Here is a 19,886-nt window from a genome sequence, read left to right on the forward strand (position 1 = left end):
CGCATTTCCTCCATCATTCATTTAGACGGCGTTGAGAGTGCAGCTGTTGAAATGGAGACATCCCTGTGACGTCCGGATTTCAACATGTCCATCATCGCTCAGACTACCCATACTGAACTGCCGCTGCCGAAAACAGCCGGGCAGCTTTTTCGTTGTTTAATTTCCGGCGAATTGATGCCGGGCCGCGCCTGGCAGAACCCGGCATATCGTCGCAAATTTTTGTTGCGCTCGTTGACCACACCGGTCAGCACCGCCAGCTATCTGGCTCACCTGGTCCAGCAACCTCTCCTAGCGCAGATGCTACACGTTCAACCCGGGCTACCGTGCCGGTTACATCGCCCGTGGTTGTCAATCAATATGAACCGTACGCAAACGGCGCAAGCTATTTGCTGGCACTATGAAAATATGATTCGCCTGTTGCCCGCCGCGCTTATCAACAGCTATCTCAGCAAACCCGGCCTCACGCTGGCCGTGCTGACCGGTAAAAATGAACAGGCCTATTCGCTGCGGTTGCGTTCAGATTTCATGCTGGATAAAGAGGGCGAAGCGACACTGGTTTTCTGCGATGCCCAAGACACCATACTTGCGGAACTGACCTTTGCTTTGTGCCAGTTTGCTGGCAAAACCACGCTCTATATTGGTGGGCTACAAGGCGCAAAAGCGCATGTTCCGCATGAGGCGATTCAGATAGCGACCAAAGCGTGTCATGGGCTATTCCCGAAACGTCTGCTGGTGGAAACTGCCATGACGATGGCGAAATTTCTGCAAGTGGAAGAGATCCGCGCCGTCAGCAATGAAACGCATATCTACCGCAACGCCCGTTATCGCAAGAAAAAACAGGGGCTGCTGCATGCCGATTACAACAGCTTCTGGGAATCGCTGGGTGCCGTTGCCGACCAGCACGGCGACTTTATGTTGCCGCTGGTGATGCCGCGCAAACCGATGGAAGAGATCGCCAGCAAAAAGCGTTCTGAGTATCGCCGCCGCTACGAGCTGCTCGACAGCCTGCAGGCACAGACTGCCGCTCACTGCCAGAACTAATCTGCCCGTCCGCGTGCCAGCCACAGCACGCGGGAAAACATTTTCCGAAAGAGATGCGGCACCGACTCCACGCCGCGCCTTCCGGCTTCCAGCGCAACTTCAATTGCCAGATCCGGTTTTGACGAACGGTGAATCGCTTTGATAATCACACGCCGCATATTCATCGACACATTTTCTGGTAACTGTGCGACGCGGTGATAGACATCCGCGAACCCTTCGCGATACATAAAATGCTCCATATCCAGCGCCGGAAGTTCAGTCAAATGTTCGCGCGTCTGATCCCTGTCGTTATCGAGCAGGCTGCGCACGGTAGCGGCATACTTCTTCCCGGCTTCGTCACCATCGACTAGTACATGCCATTCAATGCCCATACGGCGCGCAAACTTAATCAGCGGCTTTAAGCCTGACTGGGCAAACTCAATAATTTTCACCCCTTCGGCATCGAAATGATGGCCGCACTGGCGCGCCAGTTCATTGATAACCCAGTTTTCCGTCTCCCCTTCCACCAGCAACCAGCAGCGGGCAAACAGGGAAGAAGGCCGGTTAACGCGAATATGAAACGCAATGCGCCGCCCATCTTCGGCACTTAAACCGCCAGGGCCAAGACGCCATGCCGCCACACGCGAAGACTCACGCACCAGGCGACAAACATGTTCAACCGGTGTTAACGACAGCAGCTCACCGGAGTTGGTGGTGGTTATCTTTTGTAACGGCAGCAAGTTCAGCAACTGCCAGGCCACAGAGAGCATGATCGGATGCAGCCGCGTTTCCGGATCTTCCACCAGCAATAACGGTCGCGCGTCACGGTCGAGATGTACCGAACCCTTCGCCTGCAACAGTGTGGCGAAAAACCCCAGCAGGATAACCCGGTACATCCGCCCGCCGGGCTTATCGATCATGCGGTTGATAATGTCGAGATAGCGCCAGCTGCGTTGCTCATCATGAGAGCGACGGCGCATCAAGCGCTGGTGTGAAGCGCCACTGCCCTGCTCGGCAAAATAGTGCTCCAGTAATTGCACCATCGCCGACAGCCCGTGGCGTATCTGCGCGTCGGTTAAATTTTGCGGGCGGGAGATTAATTCGTGGGAGAGGAAATCAAGCTGACGCGCGGTGTTTTCCAGCAACGGCGTGTCCGGCACGCTGCCGTTACGAATGCGGCGCATAAAGCGTGCATCACGAAGCCGCAGTACCGGCATCAGCCGCACCAGGTGGCGGGCACTCTCATCAATGTCCTCCAGCGGCAGCAAATCCCCCTGAGCATCGAGAAAACCGCGTAGCGTCATTACGCTGCCATCGTCGGAAAGCTCACCTTCGTGCCGGTAGAACAGACGGCGATAACCGTCATTACTGGCGACCCAACAATCTGCCAACGGTCGATAACGCCGCGTGCGGTAACGTCCGGGTTCGGACTCGCGGAAAGTCAGAATAATATGCAGATGATGTTCTCGTCCTTGCAGATCCCCCGGCGGGAACCAAAAATCATCGCGGACAAAATGGTAGAGATCCGTTTCCGGTGACAGCAGCAGGGTTAACGCGTCCAACAGGCTTGATTTACCCCAGGCATTTTCACCAATTAGCACGTTGTTCTGCTCAAGCATCAGCGATAAACGATTAATGCCACGAAAGCCGACAATTTCCACACGCTCCAGAATCATTCTTCCTCCGGCATCTCTGGGCTTTTCCGTCTATTCTTTAAGAAGTATAGCGGGACGAAAAGCGGCAGAACACGCGCTAAGTGCAAAACTTTATTGAAATATATTTGATTATTCCGTCGTTGTTATATTTAAAAAGATCAACAACATCATTTAAAAGCATATCACTCTAATTTTTTAATTTAAGATGAAACTTAGCACCAATTAAAAGCAATAACTTACGATTAATTATCCACATGAAATCAATTTACTGGCTTTTATAACTCGTCTTTTTATTTTGTTATTCCGAAAATATGCACGCTTTTATTCACGCATCCATTGATGTCTGACACACGGCGCGGGCCTGTACCCGTTTCTGTTTTTTATCGAGGTGGCTATGTTTAGAAAATTAGCGGCGGAATGTTTTGGCACATTCTGGCTAGTGTTTGGCGGCTGCGGCAGCGCAGTGCTGGCGGCGACGTTTCCGCAAACCGGCATAGGTTTTGCTGGCGTCGCGCTGGCGTTCGGTTTAACGGTCATGACCATGGCATTTGCCGTCGGGCATATTTCCGGCGGTCATTTTAATCCGGCAGTCACACTCGGCCTGTGGGCTGGTGGCCGTTTTCCGGCAAAAGAGGTGGTGGGATATATTCTTGCGCAACTTGTTGGTGGCATTATTGCCGCAGCAGTACTCTATTTGATTGCCAGCGGTAAAAGTGGTTTCGATGCGGCAACCAGCGGTTTCGCCTCCAACGGTTACGGAGAACATTCGCCAGGACATTACTCAATGTATTCCGCCATTATTATTGAGATTGTCCTGACCTGCGGTTTCTTGCTGGTGATTCACGGTGCGACAGATAAAAATGCCCCTGTCGGTTTTGCGCCCATCGCCATCGGCCTGGCGCTGACGTTAATCCATTTAATTAGCATCCCGGTCACCAACACCTCCGTCAACCCGGCGCGCAGCACCGCTGTGGCTATTTTTCAGGGTGGCTGGGCGTTAGAGCAATTATGGTTGTTCTGGGTGATGCCGATTATCGGCGGCATCCTCGGGGGCGTTATCTACCGCACACTGCTGGAAAAACGCACGTAATATAAAGACCCGGTTTTATGCCGGGTCTTTTGCATGATCTTTCTCATTTTTTCGCAGCTTTACTCATTTTCCACCTTTGGGTAGTGTGTTCCCCGGTGTTTTCACTTTGCAAGGATTCGGGCGCTTCATGCTTTCAGGATTGTTAATTATTCTTCTGCCGTTGGTCATCGGTTATCTTGTTCCCCTGCGTCACACTGCGGCGCTCAAACTTATCAATAAATTACTTAGCTGGATTGTCTACCTGATCCTCTTTTTTATGGGGATAAGCCTCGCTTTTCTGGATAATCTCAGCGCGAATTTACTGGCGATACTGCATTATTCTGCGGTCAGCGTGGTGGTGATCCTGCTGTGTAACGCCGCTGCGCTGCTGTGGCTGGAGCGCACGCTGCCGTGGCATCACCAACACCAGCAAGAAAAATTGCCTTCGCGCATTGCGATGGTGCTGGAATCCCTGCGTCTGTGCGGTGTGGTGGTTATCGGTTTCGCCATTGGTCTTTCCGGGCTGGCGTTTTTACGCTATGCCACGGAAGCCAGTGAATATACGCTTATCTTCCTGTTGCTGTTGGTGGGTATTCAGTTGCGTAACAGCGGGATGACACTGAAACAGATTGTCCTCAACCGTCGTGGGATGATTATTGCCGTGGTAGTTGCCGTCAGTTCGCTGATTGGCGGTGTAATTAATGCGCTGATCCTCGGCTTGCCGCTGAAAACGGGCCTTGCGATGGCATCGGGATTTGGCTGGTATTCGTTGTCGGGCATCCTGCTCACCGAGTCGTTCGGGCCGGTGATCGGCAGTGCTGCTTTCTTTAACGATCTGGCGCGCGAGTTAATTGCCATCATGCTGATCCCCGGCCTGGTCCGCCGAAGCCGTTCTACTGCGCTTGGGTTATCGGGGGCGACATCGATGGACTTCACCCTGCCGGTACTCCAGCGCTCCGGTGGCCTGGAGCTGGTGCCCGCCGCCATTGTGCACGGTTTTATTCTCAGCTTGCTTGTGCCGCTATTAATGGCCTTTTTCTCTGCCTGATACTTCAATTGGCGGTAGATGCCTGCCGCCAAACTTGCGCTAAATCAATATCCCCTTAAATTGCCGACAAAATCGCTTTTAAGCCTCCCGACAGCAGCATAATCTTAAACATGCATTTCAAATATAACTTTAACATAAAGGTGTGACCATGTTTTGTGTGCAATGTGAACAAACCATCCGAACTCCGGCGGGCAACGGCTGTGCGTACGCGCAGGGGATGTGCGGTAAAACCGCTGAAACCTCCGACCTGCAGGATTTATTGATTGCCGCGTTACAAGGGCTCTCCGCCTGGGCCAGCAAAGCACGTGATTACGATCTGATTGACCACGAGATCGATAACTTCGCGCCGCGTGCCTTCTTCTCTACCCTCACCAACGTTAACTTCGATTCCGTGCGTATTGTCGGCTACGCGCGCGAGGCGATTGCCAAACGTGAAGCACTGAAAGCACTCTGCCTCGCTATTGATCCGAATGCCCACGTCGATAACCCGATGGCCGACCTGCAACTGGTCAGCGACGATCTTGGCGAATTGCAGCGCCAGGCGGCGGAATTCACACCGAACAAAGATAAAGCGACGATTGGCGAAAACATCCTTGGCCTGCGTCTGCTCTGCCTGTACGGCCTGAAAGGCGCGGCGGCCTACATGGAACACGCCCATGTGTTGGGCCAGTACGACAACGATATCTACGCCCGTTACCACAAAATCATGGCGTGGCTGGGAACCTGGCCTGCCGATATGAATGCCCTGCTCGAATGTTCAATGGAAATTGGCCAGATGAACTTCAGCGTGATGAGCATTCTGGATGCCGGTGAAACCAGCACTTACGGCCACCCGACTCCTACCCAGGTCAACGTCAAAGCCGTTGCCGGTAAATGCATCCTGATTTCCGGTCACGACCTGAAAGATCTCTACAACTTGCTGCAACAAACCGAAGACACCGGCGTAAACGTCTATACCCACGGTGAAATGCTGCCTGCACACGGCTACCCGGAACTGCGCAAATTCAAACATCTGGTCGGTAACTACGGCAGCGGCTGGCAGAACCAGCAGGTAGAATTCGCCCGCTTCCCGGGCCCAATCGTCATGACGTCAAACTGCATTATCGACCCGACCGTCGGTTCTTATGACGACCGTATCTGGACGCGCAGCATCGTCGGCTGGCCGGGTGTTAACCATCTGGAAGGTGACGATTTCGCCCCGGTGATCCGCCAGGCACAGCAGATGTCCGGCTTCCCGTTCAGCGAAATCGAACACCTGATCACCGTCGGTTTTGGTCGCCAGACGCTGCTTGGCGCAGTGGATACACTGATTGATCTGGTGAGCCGTGAAAAACTACGCCACGTCTTCCTGGTCGGTGGCTGTGACGGCGCGCGCGGTGAGCGCAACTACTTTACCGATTTCGCCACCCAGGTGCCGGATGACTGCCTGATCCTGACGCTGGCCTGCGGGAAATACCGCTTCAACAAACTCGACTTTGGCAATATTGAAGGGCTGCCGCGCCTGATTGATGCAGGTCAGTGTAACGATGCTTATTCGGCCATCATTCTGGCAGTAACGCTGGCGGAAAAACTGGGCTGCGGCGTTAACGATCTGCCGCTGTCACTGGTGCTCTCCTGGTTCGAGCAAAAGGCGATTGTCATCCTGCTGACCCTGCTTTCGCTCGGGGTGACAAATATTGTCACCGGGCCGACGGCACCGGGCTTCCTGACACCGGACCTGCTGGCCGTGCTGAATGAGAAATTCGGCCTGCGTCAGGTCACGACTGTGGAACAGGATATGCAGCAGTTGCTGAGCGCGTAAGGAGCTAACCATGACCATGCCAACCCCTCAATGCTCGTGGCGTATGCAGGTTCACCATATCCAGCAAGAAACGCCGGATGTCTGGACACTGTCGCTGTTGTGCCACGATTACTACCCGTATCGCGCCGGGCAATATGCGCTGGTGAGTATCCGCAACAGTGCGGATACGCTGCGGGCCTACACCCTTTCTTCGACGCCGGGCGTTAGCGAATACATTACGCTGACCGTACGCCGTATTGATGATGGCGCAGGTTCTCAGTGGCTGACACGGGAGGTAAAACGCGGCGATTATCTGTGGCTTTCCGATGCGCAGGGAGAATTCACCTGCGATAACGAACCGAACGATAAGCTGTTGCTTCTGGCGGCAGGGTGCGGCGTGACGCCGATTATGTCAATGCGCCGCTGGCTGGCACATTACCGTCCGCATGCCGACGTGCAGGTGATCTTTAACGTACGTTCGCCGGAAGATGTAATTTTTGCCAACGAATGGCGTGATTACCCGGTCACGCTGGTAGCAGAAAATAACGCTACGGCGGGTTTTGCCTCCGGTCGTCTGAGCCGCGAACTGCTGAGCCAGGTGCCGGAACTGGCGGCACGCACGGTAATGACCTGCGGCCCGGCGCCGTATATGGATTGGGTAGAAAACGAAGTCAAAGCGCTTGGCGTGACGCGTTTCTTTAAGGAGAAATTCTTTACGCCGGTGGCGGAAGCCGCAACCAACGGGCTGAAATTCAGCAAGCTTTCACCGATGAAAACCTTCTATGCACCGGTAGGCAGCACGCTGCTGGATGCGCTGGAAAGCAATAAAATGCCGGTCAATGCCGCATGCCGCGCCGGTGTCTGCGGTTGCTGTAAAACGCAGGTGGTCTCTGGTGAATACACCGTCAGCAGCACCATGACGCTAACGGAACAAGAGATTGCCGATGGCTTCGTGCTGGCCTGCTCCTGCCACCCGCAAGGTGATTTAGTTCTGGCATAATCCGCAATAAAAAAGCGCCCCTCATCTGAAGGGCGCTTTTCCCAAAACCGTTTACTTCCAGGCCGGTGCGACGGAGTAACGACCCGCGCCAATAAACGCAACCACCAGCGCCGCAATAAAGTAATAAACCATACTCTCAATCGCCCAGGCACCGGTCGCATCCAGAGACCCGGTTTTACCTACACCAACCAGCAGCCAGGCCACAATCATGGTGAATGCCAGCCCCAGCGCAGCAGGACGCGTCAGTACACCGAGAATAATCAGGATCGGGCACAGCACCTCACCAATCAGCACGCCATAAGCGATAAAACCAGGAAGCCCTTTCGCCACCAGCATCCCTGCAATCCCATCAATACCGCCAATTAATTTATGCAGCCCGTGAAATAGCATCAGCCCGCCAACCATCAAACGCAGCAGCAAGCGGCCAAAATCTTCATGCGAAAACATCTTATTAACTGAGTTTAACAATGATTTAACCATTTGAAATGATTCCTGTTTTCATCGACATGTATCAGACTATTCCGATCTGTAACAAAAATAAACCCCTGTTTTATAAAAGCTCATTCTAAATCCGCTTTGTGACGCATTCATTGTCTAAGCTTGTAAGCAAGATCACAAAAAGGAGCGTCGTAGATGAAACAGACAGTGGCTGCGTATATCGCCAAAACGCTTGAACAAGCAGGCGTAAAAAGAATTTGGGGTGTAACCGGAGATTCCCTTAACGGCTTAAGTGACAGCCTGAACCGCATGGGTACTATCGACTGGATGCCAACCCGTCATGAAGAAGTTGCTGCCTTTGCCGCTGGCGCAGAAGCGCAACTGACCGGCGAGCTGGCTGTCTGCGCAGGTTCGTGCGGGCCAGGAAACTTGCATTTAATTAACGGTTTGTTCGATTGCCACCGCAACCATGTTCCGGTACTGGCGATTGCCGCACATATCCCTTCCAGCGAGATCGGCAGCGGCTATTTCCAGGAAACTCATCCTCAGGAGCTGTTCCGCGAATGCAGCCACTACTGCGAGCTGGTGTCTAACCCGGAACAGATCCCGCAGGTGCTGGCGATTGCCATGCGCAAAGCCATTCTCAATAAAGGCGTGTCGGTGGTGGTGCTGCCGGGCGATGTGGCGCTGAAACCTGCGCCGGAAAGCGCCAGCAGCCACTGGTACAGTGCGCCGCAGCCAGTTGTTACCCCCACGGAGCAGGAGTTGCACAAGCTGGCGCAGCTGCTGCGCTATTCCAGTAACATTGCGCTGATGTGCGGTAGCGGCTGCGCCGGGGCGCATAAAGAGTTACTGGCGTTTGCCGGCAAGCTAAATGCCCCGATTATTCACGCCATGCGCGGAAAAGAGCATGTGGAATACGACAACCCTTTTGACGTGGGAATGACGGGGTTAATTGGCTTCTCGTCGGGTTTCCATACCATGATGAATGCCGACACGCTGGTGCTGCTCGGCACCCAATTCCCTTACCGCGCGTTTTACCCCACCGACGCGAAGATCATCCAGATCGACATCAACCCGGCAAGTATCGGCGCGCACAGCAAAGTAGACATGGCGCTGGTCGGTGATATCAAAGCTACCCTTGCCGCCCTGTTACCGCTGCTTGAAGCCAAAACCGACCGCAAATTCCTCGATAAAGCGCTGGAGGATTACCGCGAGGCGCGCAAAGGGCTGGATGATTTGGCAAAACCCAGCGACAAAGCGATTCATCCGCAATATCTGGCACAGCAAATCAGCCACTTCGCTGACGATGACGCCATTTTCACCTGCGATGTCGGCACGCCAACCGTCTGGGCCGCGCGTTACCTGAAAATGAATGGCAAACGCCGTCTGATTGGTTCCTTTAACCACGGTTCGATGGCAAATGCCATGCCACAAGCGTTGGGCGCGCAAGCCACATTCCCACAACGGCAAGTGGTTGCACTGTGTGGCGATGGCGGTTTTAGCATGCTAATGGGCGATTTCCTGTCGGTCGTACAGATGAAACTGCCGCTGAAAATTATCGTTTTTAATAACAGCGTGCTCGGTTTTGTGGCGATGGAGATGAAAGCTGGCGGCTACCTGACAGATGGCACAGAACTGCACGACACCAACTTTGCGCGTATCGCCGAGGCCTGTGGTATTACCGGTATTCGCGTTGAAAAATCGGCCGATGTTGACGAGGCTCTGCAACGCGCGTTCTCTATTGACGGCCCGGTGCTGGTGGATGTCACCGTCGCGAAAGAAGAGCTGGCGATCCCGCCGCAAATCAAGCTGGAACAGGCCAAAGGCTTTAGCCTCTATATGATGCGCGCCATCATCAGCGGGCGCGGCGATGAGGTGATCGAACTGGCGAAAACCAACTGGCTCAGGTAAAACAGAGGGCATTACCCATCGTAAGATAAGGAAATGCCGTGATCGATTTACGCAGTGATACCGTAACCCGCCCGAGCCGCGCCATGCTGGAACAGATGATGGCCGCCCCGGTCGGGGACGACGTTTACGGTGACGACCCAACGGTCAATGAACTGCAACGTTACGCCGCCGAACTCAGTGGTAAAGAGGCAGCGCTGTTTTTGCCGACCGGCACCCAGGCCAATCTGGTCGCCCTGCTCAGCCACTGCGAACGCGGTGAAGAGTACATTGTTGGCCAGGGCGCACATAACTATCTCTACGAAGCGGGCGGCGCAGCGGTGCTCGGCAGTATCCAGCCGCAACCGATCGATGCCGCCGCCGATGGTACGCTGCCGCTGGACAAAGTCGCGGCGAAAATCAAAGCCGACGACATTCACTTTGCTCGTACCAAACTGCTGAGCCTCGAAAACACCCACAACGGCAAAGTGTTGCCGCGCGACTACCTGCGACAGGCGTGGGAATTTACCCGCGAACGCGGATTGTCGCTGCATGTTGATGGTGCGCGCATCTTTAATGCGTTGGTGGAATATGACTGCGAACTGAAAGAAATAGCCCAATATTGCGACTCGTTCACCATTTGCCTGTCGAAAGGTCTCGGTACGCCGGTGGGTTCCCTGCTGGTCGGCGGCAAAGCGTATATCACCCGCGCTAACCGCTGGCGCAAAATGACCGGCGGCGGGATGCGCCAGGCCGGGATCCTTGCGGCGGCGGGCCTTTATGCATTACAGCACAACGTCACGCGGTTGAAAGAGGACCATGAGAATGCCGCGTGGCTGGCGGCACAACTAAAAGAGATTGGCGCAGACGTAATGCGCCACGACACCAATATGCTGTTTATCCGCGTGGGTGATAACGCACAAGCGCTGGGCGCGTATCTGCGCGAGCGCGGCGTGTTAATCAACGCCTCGCCAGTGGTGCGCCTGGTCACGCATCTGGATGTTAATCGTCAGCAACTAGAAGAAGTGGTTCGCCACTGGCAGACCTTTTTACAGCACTAAGGAGCGGGATGTGGCGCAGCGGATCCTGGTGCTTGGTGCCAGCGGTTATATTGGACAAAGACTGGTCGAAGCGCTCAGCCAGCAAGGTCATCAGGTCAACGCGGTCGCGAGAAATTTAACTCGCCTGCAAAAGCAGCAGTTGCCGGGTGTAAGTTGCCATAGCATTGATCTCTGGTGGCCACAGGATCTGCCCGCGTTACTGCACGATGTCGATACGCTCTATTATCTGGTGCACAGCATGGGCGAAAGTGGCAATTTCGTCGCCCATGAGCGGCAAATCGCGTTGAATGTGCGCGACGCCCTGCACGGCTCGTCGGTTAAGCAGGTTATCTTTCTCAGTTCGTTACAGGCGAAGGGGGTAACGAATTCTGACCACCTGCTGGCCCGGCAATACACCGGCGATCTGCTGCGCGCGGCGGGCATTCCCGTTACCGAGTTACGCGCCGGAATCATTGTTGGCGCGGGTTCCGCCGCGTTCGAAGTGATGCGCGACATGATATTTAACCTGCCAGTGTTAACACCGCCGCGCTGGGTGCGTTCGCGCACCACACCCATTGCGCTGGAAAACTTACTGCATTATCTGGTCGAGTTGCTTCAGCACCCTGCGCAGGAACACCGGGTGTTTGAAGCCGCCGGGCCGGAAGTGCTGAGCTATCAGCAGCAGTTCGATCACTTTATGCGTGTAAGCGGCGTTCATCGCCCGCTGATCCCGATTCCACTCCCCACCCGGCTGATTTCCGTCTGGTTTTTACACCTCATCACGTCTGTGCCGCCGACGATTGCCAAAGCGTTAATTCAGGGTTTAAAGCACGATTTGCTGGCGGATGATACCGCGTTGCGCCGGTTGATTCCGCAGACGCTAATTCCTTTTGATGATGCAGTTCGCCGCACCTTGCGGGAAGAGGAAAAGCTGGTTAACTCCAGCGACTGGGGCTACGACCCGCAGGCGTTTTCCCGCTGGCGTCCGCAATACGGTTACTACCCAAAGCAAGCGGGTTACACGGTGAAAACCTCAGCCAGCCCAGCCGCATTATGGGAAGTAGTGAACCGCATCGGCGGTAAAGAGCGCTACTTTTTTGGCAACCTGCTGTGGCAAACCCGCGCAGTGTTGGATCATTTGATAGGCCACAAACTGCCACGCGGGCGACCCGAACGCCCGTTTTTGCAAACCGGCGACACGGTAGACAGTTGGAAAGTGATTATTGTCGAACCAGAGCAACAACTGGCGCTACTGTTTGGCATGAAGGCACCGGGGCTTGGGCGGCTCAGCTTTACGCTGACCGATAAAGGCGATCACCGGCTGCTGGATGTCCGCGCATGGTGGCATCCGCACGGTATGCCGGGGCTGTGGTACTGGTTATTGATGTTCCCGGCGCATCTGTTTATTTTTCGCGGCATGGCGCAGCGTATTGCCCGCCTGGCAGAACAAAATAGAGAAAAAGTCTGAGCTTAACCGCTTTTCTTTTCGTCATCCCATTGCATCAGAGCGTAATTCACGGAAGAATGCCCGCGATAAAGGCTTTTCAACACAATGGATCGATATGAAAGTACTGGTCACGGGCGCAACCAGCGGTTTAGGCCGAAACGCGGTCGAGTATTTGCGGCAAAAAGGAATTAGCGTTCGGGCGACGGGTCGTAACGAAGCCATGGGCAAATTACTCAGCAAAATGGGCGCTGAATTTGTACATGCCGATCTGACCGAGCTGGTCTCCTCTCAGGCAAAAGTGATGCTTGCCGGGATCGACACGCTGTGGCACTGCTCAAGCTTCACATCACCATGGGGTACGCAGGAAGCGTTTGACCTGGCGAATGTGCGCGCGACTCGCCGTCTCGGTGAGTGGGCCGTTGCCTGGGGCGTGCGCAACTTTATTCATATCTCCTCCCCTTCGCTCTATTTTGACTATCACCATCATCGCGATATCAGAGAAGACTTTCGCCCTGTGCGTTTCGCCAACGAATTTGCCCGCAGCAAAGCGGCCGGGGAACAGGTGATCGATCTGCTGGCGCAGGCGAACCCCAACACCCGTTTCACCATTTTGCGCCCGCAAAGTCTCTTTGGCCCGCACGATAAAGTCTTCATCCCGCGCCTGGCGCAGATGATGCACCACTACCGCAGCGTGTTGCTGCCGCGCGGCGGCGATGCGCTGGTGGATATGACCTATTATGAAAACGCGGTGCATGCGATGTGGCTCGCCAGCCAGCCCCAGTGCGATAAGCTGCTTTCCGGGCGGGCGTACAACATTACCAACGGCGAGCCGCGCTCGCTGCGCAGCATCGTGCAGACGTTAATCGACGAACTGGGTATTCACTGCCGTATTCGCTCGGTGCCATACGCAATGCTGGATATGATGGCGCGCAGCATGGAGCATTTCGGCGATAAACGCGCCAAAGAGCCTGCATTCACCCATTATGGCGTGTCGAAGCTCAATTTTGATTTCACGCTGGATATCAGCCGCGCTCAGCAGGAACTGGGTTATACGCCGATAGTGACGCTGGATGAAGGCATCAAACGCACGGCGTACTGGTTAAAAGACCACGGTAAACTGCACCGCTAAATGATTCAAAACGGGTCGGATTTGACGTCAGAAATTTTCTGCCCGCTTTTATCGATATAGAACCACTCACCGCCGACCAGAGCAGTATGCTCGCCGTCCTTTTGCGGTTTGCAGCCATTACACACCAGCGCTTTGCCCTCTTTAAACTGCCAGGCATAATCAAATTGCGGCGCAATGCGATTGCGGAAATTGTCATCCCAGTAGCCCACTTTACCGTTCTGGCGCGATCGCACCAGCCCTTCAACAAACCAGTCCGGGCCATTATCAAAGTGAACAACGGGAAGGTAACTGTCCGGTGAACGCACATAATAATCGGCATCCATCAACCCGGCGGCGCGCATATAGTCATACAGACCGACCCACGACATGCCCTCGACGTCACTGGTTTTCGCAAACAACGCTGGCAAGAACCTGAGCTTACCCTCTTTCACTTCAACGCATGTATCGAGTTTTTCCACGTTATCCGTAGATTTATCCCAGTAAGCACAGCTGAACACCGTCACCGGGTTTGGCGCGGCATGGGCAGAAAAAGCCACCATCAGCAGCACGCCTGATATGATGCGAAACCTCATCTCCATTGACCTCGTCATAAAAAAACAGTGGGCATTACCCCGCCTGGCCATATTTTTCCAGTAATGCCTCGGCAATCGCCAGGCTTTCAGCATCGGCAATGCCGTTCCAGAGCCCCGGACGGAAATGCATTTGGAACGCCATGATTACCCTTTTTTGCTCTGCAGGCGACATTTGCGGTTTCACGTCGTAGCCATATCGCGCCAGTAAATCAAGCAAAGAAGCCGTATCTACCGGCTCATGCGCAGAACGGCCATTCAAGTAAAACGCCACACGCTGCGCATCCGGCCAGGCACCAATCCCCTGGGAAAACAGCATTTGCCACGGGAACAACGGGCCAGGATCGTCTTTACGCTGCGGCGCAATATCCGCATGTGCGACGACATTTTGCGGCGCAATGTTGTAGCGCGAGACTATATCTTTTACCAGAGGAATCAATGCATTAATTTGCGCGGGCGCAAAAGGTGCGAATTGTTTTCCGCCAGCGGTACGTTGCCAGCCACGATTTTCCAGTTCAATGCCAATAGAGGTATCATTGATGCGTGTCGCGCCGCGCCAGAAACTTGCCCCTGCGTGCCAGGCTAACTCCTGCTCTGGCACCAGTTGCCAGATTCGCGGTTTACCGTGATGCAGCGGTGGATCCGCCGGGATCAGGTAATGCGCACTCACCTGTTTATCCGTCAAGGTGGCCAGTGAAACGTCAAAATCATCGGCGGTGTAGTGAATAACCAGCACTTTAATACGCGGATACGCCGCCTGCGCTTGTCGCCGGGTATCAAGCTGATAGCCATTTTTATCAATAATGCCTTTTTCACTGGCGCAACCTGCGAGCAGGAGTGCCAGCAACAGTAATGCGATGTTTTTCATGCCCGCGTTTTCACCGCCGTACCGCTGACACATACCATCAGCATACTGCCGTCTTTACCCACCGTTTCGTAATCAACATCAATGCCTACCACCGCATTCGCCCCCAGCGCTTTTGCCTGATCGCCAAGTTCGCGAAACGCGATCTCACGGGCCTTGCGTAACTCTTTCTCATAAGCGCCGGAGCGACCGCCGACGATATCGCGGATACCGGCAAAGAAGTCACGAAAAATATTCGCCCCGAGAATCGCTTCTCCGGTAACGACTCCGCAGTACTCGACAATCGGCTGCCCTTCCAGCGTCGGCGTGGTTGAAAACTGCATAGGTTTCTCCTTTTAGCGTTCAATGCGTTACGCCACACATTATCAGATCAATACACTATTCTTGAAAGGTCGTGACTTCTGAAGAGAAATAAGGAAATCAATATGCGCTATTCAGTTTTGACTCTCACCTTGCCATGCGCGCTGCTGTTAAGCGCGTGCACCACGGTAACTCCAGCATTCAAGGATACGGGCGCGCGCGTGGGCCCGTGTGTGGAAGGCGGCCCGGATACCGTTGCACAGCAATTTTACGACTACCGCATCGCTCACCCCGGTAATGACTGGACTGCGCTGCGCCCCTATCTGAGCGATGATCTGAGCAAGATGCTCACCGCAGCCAGCCGTGATTCGCGCAATGCCACGCTTTTAAAAGCGGATCCGTTCTCCAGCCGCAACGTCACACCTGAAAAGGCTGACGTCGCCAGCGCATCGACCATTCCGAATACCGATGCACGGAATATTCCGCTGCGCGTCACGCTTAGTAAAGGTGACCAAAGCTGGCGGGATGAAGTGCTGATGATCCGTGAAGGCCAGTGTTGGGCGGTAGACGATGTACGCTATCTCGGCGGTACCGTTCATGCGCCCGCCGGAACGCTACGTCAGTCGGTAGAACATCGGTGATTATTTCATGCTGCAATAGATAACCCCCGTAAAATGTCTGGCATTCCGCAATGAATGCCGACATTTATGCCTGGTTCCCGCACCGCTCGGTATTTTGTGCTAACTTTATGTAGGAACTTGGTTTATTTTTAAGTTTTAACGCACAAATATTGCATAACTATTCTGTGAACGTTACTATTTGCGGCCTCAATTGCTATCAGACTGCTTCGATGAGTATTAAATTAAACAGCATCAATTGCTTTTATGGCGCACACCAGGCGCTGTTCGATATCACGCTGGATTGCCCGCAAGGGGAAACACTGGTGCTGCTCGGCCCAAGCGGCGCGGGTAAAAGTTCGCTGTTGCGCGTACTCAACCTGCTCGAAATGCCGCGTTCTGGCCAGCTAAGCATTGCAGGCAATCACTTCGACTTTGCTAAAACCCCGTCTGATAAAGCGATCCGTGAATTGCGCCAGAACGTGGGCATGGTATTCCAGCAATATAATCTCTGGCCGCATTTGACCGTGCTGCAAAATCTGATTGAAGCGCCGTGCCGCGTGCTCGGTTTAAGCAAAGATCAGGCGCTGGCGCGTGCCGAGAAACTGCTGGAGCGTTTACGTCTTAAACCGTATAGCGACCGTTTTCCGCTGCATTTATCCGGTGGTCAGCAGCAACGTGTCGCTATCGCCCGCGCGCTGATGATGGAGCCGCAGGTGCTGTTGTTTGATGAACCGACCGCCGCGCTCGATCCGGAAATCACCGCGCAAATCGTCAGTATCATTCGTGAGCTGTCTGAAACCGGCATCACGCAAGTTATCGTGACCCACGAAGTGGAAGTGGCGCGTAAAACCGCCAGCCGCGTGGTGTACATGGAAAATGGTCACATTGTTGAGCAAGGGGATGCGGGCTGCTTTACCGCGCCGCAGACCGACGCGTTTAAATATTACCTATCTCACTGAAGAACCGGGATTAATGACAATGAAAAAAGTACTGATTGCCGCGCTACTTGCAAGCGTAAGCCTTTCCGCTACAGCAGCCCAGACTATCCGTTTCGCCACCGAAGCGAGCTACCCTCCGTTTGAATCAACCGACGCGAATAACAAAATCGTCGGTTTCGATGTGGATCTGGCTAACGCATTGTGTAAAGAGATCGACGCGACCTGCACCTTTACCAACCAGGCGTTTGACAGCCTGATCCCAAGTCTGAAATTCCGCCGTTTCGACGCGGTCATGGCCGGTATGGATATCACCCCGGAACGTGAAAAACAGGTTCTGTTCACCACGCCTTATTACGACAACTCCGCACTGTTCGTCGGTCAGCAGGGTAAATTCACCAGCATTGACCAGTTGAAAGGTAAACGCGTTGGTGTGCAGAACGGCACCACCCACCAGAAATTCATTAACGACAAACATCCGGAAATCACCACCGTTCCTTACGACAGCTACCAGAACGCGCGTCTGGATCTGCAGAACGGCCGTATTGATGCCGTGTTCGGTGACACCGCCGTGGTAACCGAATGGCTGAAAGCAGATGCAAAACTGGCGGCAGTTGGCGATAAAGTAACCGACAAAGAGTACTTCGGTACGGGTCTGGGCATCGCGGTACGCCAGGGCAACACCGATCTGCAGCAAAAATTCAATGCCGCACTGGAAAAAGTGAAGAAAGATGGCACTTACCAGACCATCTATAACAAATGGTTCCAGAAGTAATACTGAATGAACGAAATGTTTCCGTTAGCAAGCGCCGCCGGGATGACCGTCGGCCTTGCCGTTTGCGCACTGATCATCGGCCTGATTCTGGCGATGATCTTTGCCGTTTGGGAGTCCGTTAAGTGGCGCCCTCTTGCCTGGATTGGCACCGCACTGGTCACCATACTGCGTGGCTTGCCGGAGATCCTGGTGGTTCTGTTTATCTATTTCGGCTCTTCACAACTGCTGCTGACACTCTCTGATGGCTTCACCATCAACTTGGGCGTGGTGCAGATCCCGGTGCAGGTGCAGATTGAGAATTTTGATGTCAGCCCGTTTCTGTGCGGTGTGATTGCCCTCTCTTTGCTGTATGCAGCTTACGCGTCGCAAACCTTGCGTGGTGCGTTGAAAGCCGTACCGGACGGGCAGCGGGAATCCGGCCAGGCGCTGGGTTTGTCAAAAGGGGCTATCTTTTTCCGCCTCGTGATGCCGCAAATGTGGCGTCATGCGCTACCGGGGCTGGGAAACCAGTGGCTGGTGTTGTTGAAAGATACCGCGCTGGTGTCGCTGATTAGCGTGAACGATTTAATGCTGCAAACCAAAAGCATTGCTACCCGCACGCAGGAGCCGTTTACCTGGTATATCGTGGCGGCGGTGATTTACCTGGTCATCACGTTGTTAAGCCAGTGGATCCTCAAACGTATTGACCTGCGCGCGACTCGCTTTGAACGGAGGCCAGAATAATGCTCGCGTTTTTACCAGAGCTGTTCAAAGGCCTGCACACCAGCCTGACGCTCACCGTAGCGTCGCTGATTGTGGCGCTGATCTTATCGCTGCTGTTCACCATCGTGCTGACGCTGAAAACGCCGGTGCTGACGTTAATTGTGCGCGGCTATATCACGCTGTTCACCGGTACGCCGCTGCTGGTGCAGATCTTCCTGATTTACTACGGCCCGGGGCAGTTCCCGTCGCTGCAAAACTATCCGGTTATCTGGCATCTGCTTTCTGAACCGTGGCTCTGTGCGCTGCTGGCGCTGTCGCTGAACAGTGCGGCGTATACCACGCAGCTGTTCTACGGCGCGATTCGCGCCATTCCGGACGGGCAGTGGCAATCCTGCGGCGCGTTGGGGATGAGCAAGAAAGACACGCTGGCAATTTTGCTGCCTTATGCATTTAAACGCGCGCTGTCGTCCTACTCCAACGAAGTGGTGCTGGTGTTTAAAAGTACCTCGCTGGCTTACACCATCACACTGATGGAAGTAATGGGCCACGGCCAGCTTCTGTACGGTCGCACTTATGACGTCACGGTTTTCGGTGCCGCAGGGCTGATTTATCTGGTGGTCAACGGGTTATTAACGCTGATGATGCGCCTGATTGAACGTAAAGCGCTGGCATTCGAACGCCGCAATTAACTGCATAAATAGTAAACAAAGGCGAGCTAATGGTTTCATTACTCGCCTTTTTTATTTTCAAGAAAATATATTTAAGCATTTTTATTGAATACAAATTCATTTGATGGCATGGTTAGCGTCACGCTTTAGACACGGCAACAACAATAAGATTGACCGACAGGAGTTCGATAATGAAAAAAATGATATTGGCCGCCCTTCTCGCTTCGTTCGCCGCTGGTGCTTCTGCGGCAGATAAAATTAACTTCGGTGTTTCCGCCACTTATCCGCCATTTGAATCGATGGATGCGAGTAACAAAATCGTCGGTTTTGATATCGATCTGGCAAACGCTCTGTGCAAACAGATGCAGGCCGATTGTACGTTTACCAACCACGCATTCGACAGCCTGATCCCATCGCTGAAATTCAAAAAATATGACGCAGTGATTTCCGGTATGGATATAACCCCGGAACGTAGCAAACAGGTCTCTTTCACTGACCCGTACTACGCTAACTCCGCGCTGGTGATCGCCAAAAAAGATGCCTTTAAATCTTTTGATGATCTGAAAGGCAAGCGTATCGGCATGGAAAACGGCACCACACACCAGAAATACCTGCAGGACAAGCACCCGGAAGTCAAAACCGTGGCTTATGACAGCTATCAGAATGCGATTATCGACCTGAAAAATGGCCGTATCGATGGTGTATTCGGTGACACTGCGGTGGTCAACGAGTGGCTGAAAACTAACCCTCAGCTTGGCGTGGCCACCCCGAAAGTGACCGACCCGCAATACTTCGGCACCGGCCTTGGCATTGCGGTGCGTCCGGATAACAAAGCGCTGCTGGAAAAACTGAACGCCGCGCTGAAAGCAATTAAGGCTGATGGCACCTACCAGAAAATTAGCGATCAGTGGTTCCCGCAGTAATTCACATGGGTTC

General features: G+C 53.8%; 20 protein-coding genes. 15 read left to right on the forward strand and 5 right to left on the reverse strand.

Translation table 11 applies throughout. From position 1 onward, the window contains the following. Window positions 1-84: 84 nt before the first annotated feature. Entirely contained in the window at window positions 85-1,041 is a 957-nt protein-coding gene (locus ACFX4O_RS01420; protein ID WP_380206766.1) for a VirK/YbjX family protein, read from the forward strand. On the opposite strand, the gene ACFX4O_RS01425 is transcribed toward ACFX4O_RS01420, so the two are convergent. Beyond that, complete coding sequence (locus ACFX4O_RS01425; RefSeq protein WP_131410921.1) at window positions 1,038-2,696, reverse strand: ATP-dependent endonuclease; 1,659 nt, start codon at window positions 2,694-2,696, stop codon at window positions 1,038-1,040. The two genes, ACFX4O_RS01420 and ACFX4O_RS01425, sit on opposite strands and share 4 nt — an antisense overlap. 373 nt (window positions 2,697-3,069) lie before the next feature. Between ACFX4O_RS01425 and aqpZ the strand changes: the two genes are divergently transcribed. From aqpZ to hcr, 4 genes are all read left to right on the forward strand, one after another. Next, window positions 3,070-3,765, forward strand: coding sequence for an aquaporin Z (gene aqpZ, locus ACFX4O_RS01430; protein WP_380206769.1), 696 nt, complete (start codon window positions 3,070-3,072; stop codon window positions 3,763-3,765). A gap of 127 nt (window positions 3,766-3,892) precedes the next feature. Beyond that, window positions 3,893-4,792, forward strand: coding sequence for a lysine exporter LysO family protein (locus tag ACFX4O_RS01435; protein ID WP_380206771.1), 900 nt, complete (start codon window positions 3,893-3,895; stop codon window positions 4,790-4,792). Between the two features lie 148 nt (window positions 4,793-4,940). Continuing rightward, window positions 4,941-6,593 carry a hydroxylamine reductase gene (gene hcp, locus ACFX4O_RS01440; protein ID WP_380206773.1) on the forward strand — a complete coding sequence of 551 codons (1,653 nt, stop codon included), beginning with the start codon at window positions 4,941-4,943 and terminating at the stop codon, window positions 6,591-6,593. Window positions 6,594-6,603: 10 nt separating this feature from the next. Continuing rightward, the gene (gene hcr / locus ACFX4O_RS01445; protein ID WP_380206775.1) at window positions 6,604-7,572 is read left to right on the forward strand and encodes an NADH oxidoreductase; all 969 of its coding nucleotides are present in this window, start codon (window positions 6,604-6,606) and stop codon (window positions 7,570-7,572) included. Window positions 7,573-7,623: 51 nt separating this feature from the next. Here hcr and ACFX4O_RS01450 read toward each other — a convergent pair whose 3' ends face one another. Then, window positions 7,624-8,052, reverse strand: coding sequence for a DoxX family protein (locus ACFX4O_RS01450; protein WP_380206777.1), 429 nt, complete (start codon window positions 8,050-8,052; stop codon window positions 7,624-7,626). Window positions 8,053-8,205: 153 nt separating this feature from the next. Here ACFX4O_RS01450 and poxB point away from each other — a divergent pair, with 153 nt between their 5' ends. From poxB to ACFX4O_RS01470, 4 genes are all read left to right on the forward strand, one after another. Continuing rightward, window positions 8,206-9,924, forward strand: coding sequence for a ubiquinone-dependent pyruvate dehydrogenase (poxB, locus tag ACFX4O_RS01455; protein ID WP_380206779.1), 1,719 nt, complete (start codon window positions 8,206-8,208; stop codon window positions 9,922-9,924). A 38-nt stretch (window positions 9,925-9,962) separates the two neighbouring features. Further along, window positions 9,963-10,961, forward strand: coding sequence for a low-specificity L-threonine aldolase (gene ltaE, locus ACFX4O_RS01460; protein ID WP_380206781.1), 999 nt, complete (start codon window positions 9,963-9,965; stop codon window positions 10,959-10,961). A 10-nt stretch (window positions 10,962-10,971) separates the two neighbouring features. After that, a complete protein-coding gene (locus ACFX4O_RS01465) occupies window positions 10,972-12,408 on the forward strand; it encodes a DUF2867 domain-containing protein (protein ID WP_380206783.1) in 1,437 nt (478 codons plus the stop codon). A 94-nt stretch (window positions 12,409-12,502) separates the two neighbouring features. Continuing rightward, on the forward strand, window positions 12,503-13,516 hold the full coding sequence (locus ACFX4O_RS01470) for an NAD-dependent epimerase/dehydratase family protein (protein WP_380206785.1): 1,014 nt from the start codon (window positions 12,503-12,505) through the stop codon (window positions 13,514-13,516). Between the two features lie 5 nt (window positions 13,517-13,521). Here ACFX4O_RS01470 and ACFX4O_RS01475 read toward each other — a convergent pair whose 3' ends face one another. From ACFX4O_RS01475 to ACFX4O_RS01485, 3 genes are read right to left on the reverse strand one after another with little or no spacing between them, the layout of a single operon-like run. Then, on the reverse strand, window positions 13,522-14,088 hold the full coding sequence (locus ACFX4O_RS01475; RefSeq protein WP_380206787.1) for a WG repeat-containing protein: 567 nt from the start codon (window positions 14,086-14,088) through the stop codon (window positions 13,522-13,524). 34 nt (window positions 14,089-14,122) lie between these two features. Further along, complete coding sequence (locus ACFX4O_RS01480; RefSeq protein ID WP_380206789.1) at window positions 14,123-14,953, reverse strand: N-acetylmuramoyl-L-alanine amidase; 831 nt, start codon at window positions 14,951-14,953, stop codon at window positions 14,123-14,125. Continuing rightward, window positions 14,950-15,273 carry a heavy metal-binding domain-containing protein gene (locus tag ACFX4O_RS01485; RefSeq protein WP_131410897.1) on the reverse strand — a complete coding sequence of 108 codons (324 nt, stop codon included), beginning with the start codon at window positions 15,271-15,273 and terminating at the stop codon, window positions 14,950-14,952. The genes ACFX4O_RS01480 and ACFX4O_RS01485 overlap by 4 nt, the downstream gene beginning before the upstream one ends. Before the next feature lie 102 nt (window positions 15,274-15,375). Between ACFX4O_RS01485 and ACFX4O_RS01490 the strand changes: the two genes are divergently transcribed. The 6 genes from ACFX4O_RS01490 (at window position 15,376) to artJ (ending at window position 19,873) form a co-directional block, all read left to right on the forward strand. After that, window positions 15,376-15,891, forward strand: a complete 516-nt coding sequence (locus tag ACFX4O_RS01490; protein WP_380206791.1) for a lipoprotein — start codon at window positions 15,376-15,378, stop codon at window positions 15,889-15,891. A gap of 209 nt (window positions 15,892-16,100) precedes the next feature. Beyond that, a complete protein-coding gene (gene artP / locus ACFX4O_RS01495) occupies window positions 16,101-16,829 on the forward strand; it encodes an arginine ABC transporter ATP-binding protein ArtP (RefSeq protein WP_131410893.1) in 729 nt (242 codons plus the stop codon). 19 nt (window positions 16,830-16,848) lie between these two features. After that, entirely contained in the window at window positions 16,849-17,580 is a 732-nt protein-coding gene (artI, locus tag ACFX4O_RS01500) for an arginine ABC transporter substrate-binding protein ArtI (protein WP_131410891.1), read from the forward strand. Between the two features lie 6 nt (window positions 17,581-17,586). Continuing rightward, window positions 17,587-18,303: an arginine ABC transporter permease ArtQ gene (gene artQ / locus ACFX4O_RS01505; protein WP_131410889.1), complete on the forward strand. Its 717-nt coding sequence runs from the start codon at window positions 17,587-17,589 to the stop codon at window positions 18,301-18,303. After that, on the forward strand, window positions 18,303-18,971 hold the full coding sequence (artM, locus tag ACFX4O_RS01510) for an arginine ABC transporter permease ArtM (protein WP_131410887.1): 669 nt from the start codon (window positions 18,303-18,305) through the stop codon (window positions 18,969-18,971). The genes artQ and artM overlap by 1 nt, the downstream gene beginning before the upstream one ends. Window positions 18,972-19,141: 170 nt before the next feature. After that, on the forward strand, window positions 19,142-19,873 hold the full coding sequence (artJ, locus tag ACFX4O_RS01515; protein WP_131410885.1) for an arginine ABC transporter substrate-binding protein ArtJ: 732 nt from the start codon (window positions 19,142-19,144) through the stop codon (window positions 19,871-19,873). Window positions 19,874-19,886: the final 13 nt, after the last annotated feature.

Source organism: Kosakonia sp. YIM B13571, from assembly GCF_042788095.1.
GTDB lineage: Bacteria > Pseudomonadota > Gammaproteobacteria > Enterobacterales > Enterobacteriaceae > Kosakonia > Kosakonia quasisacchari.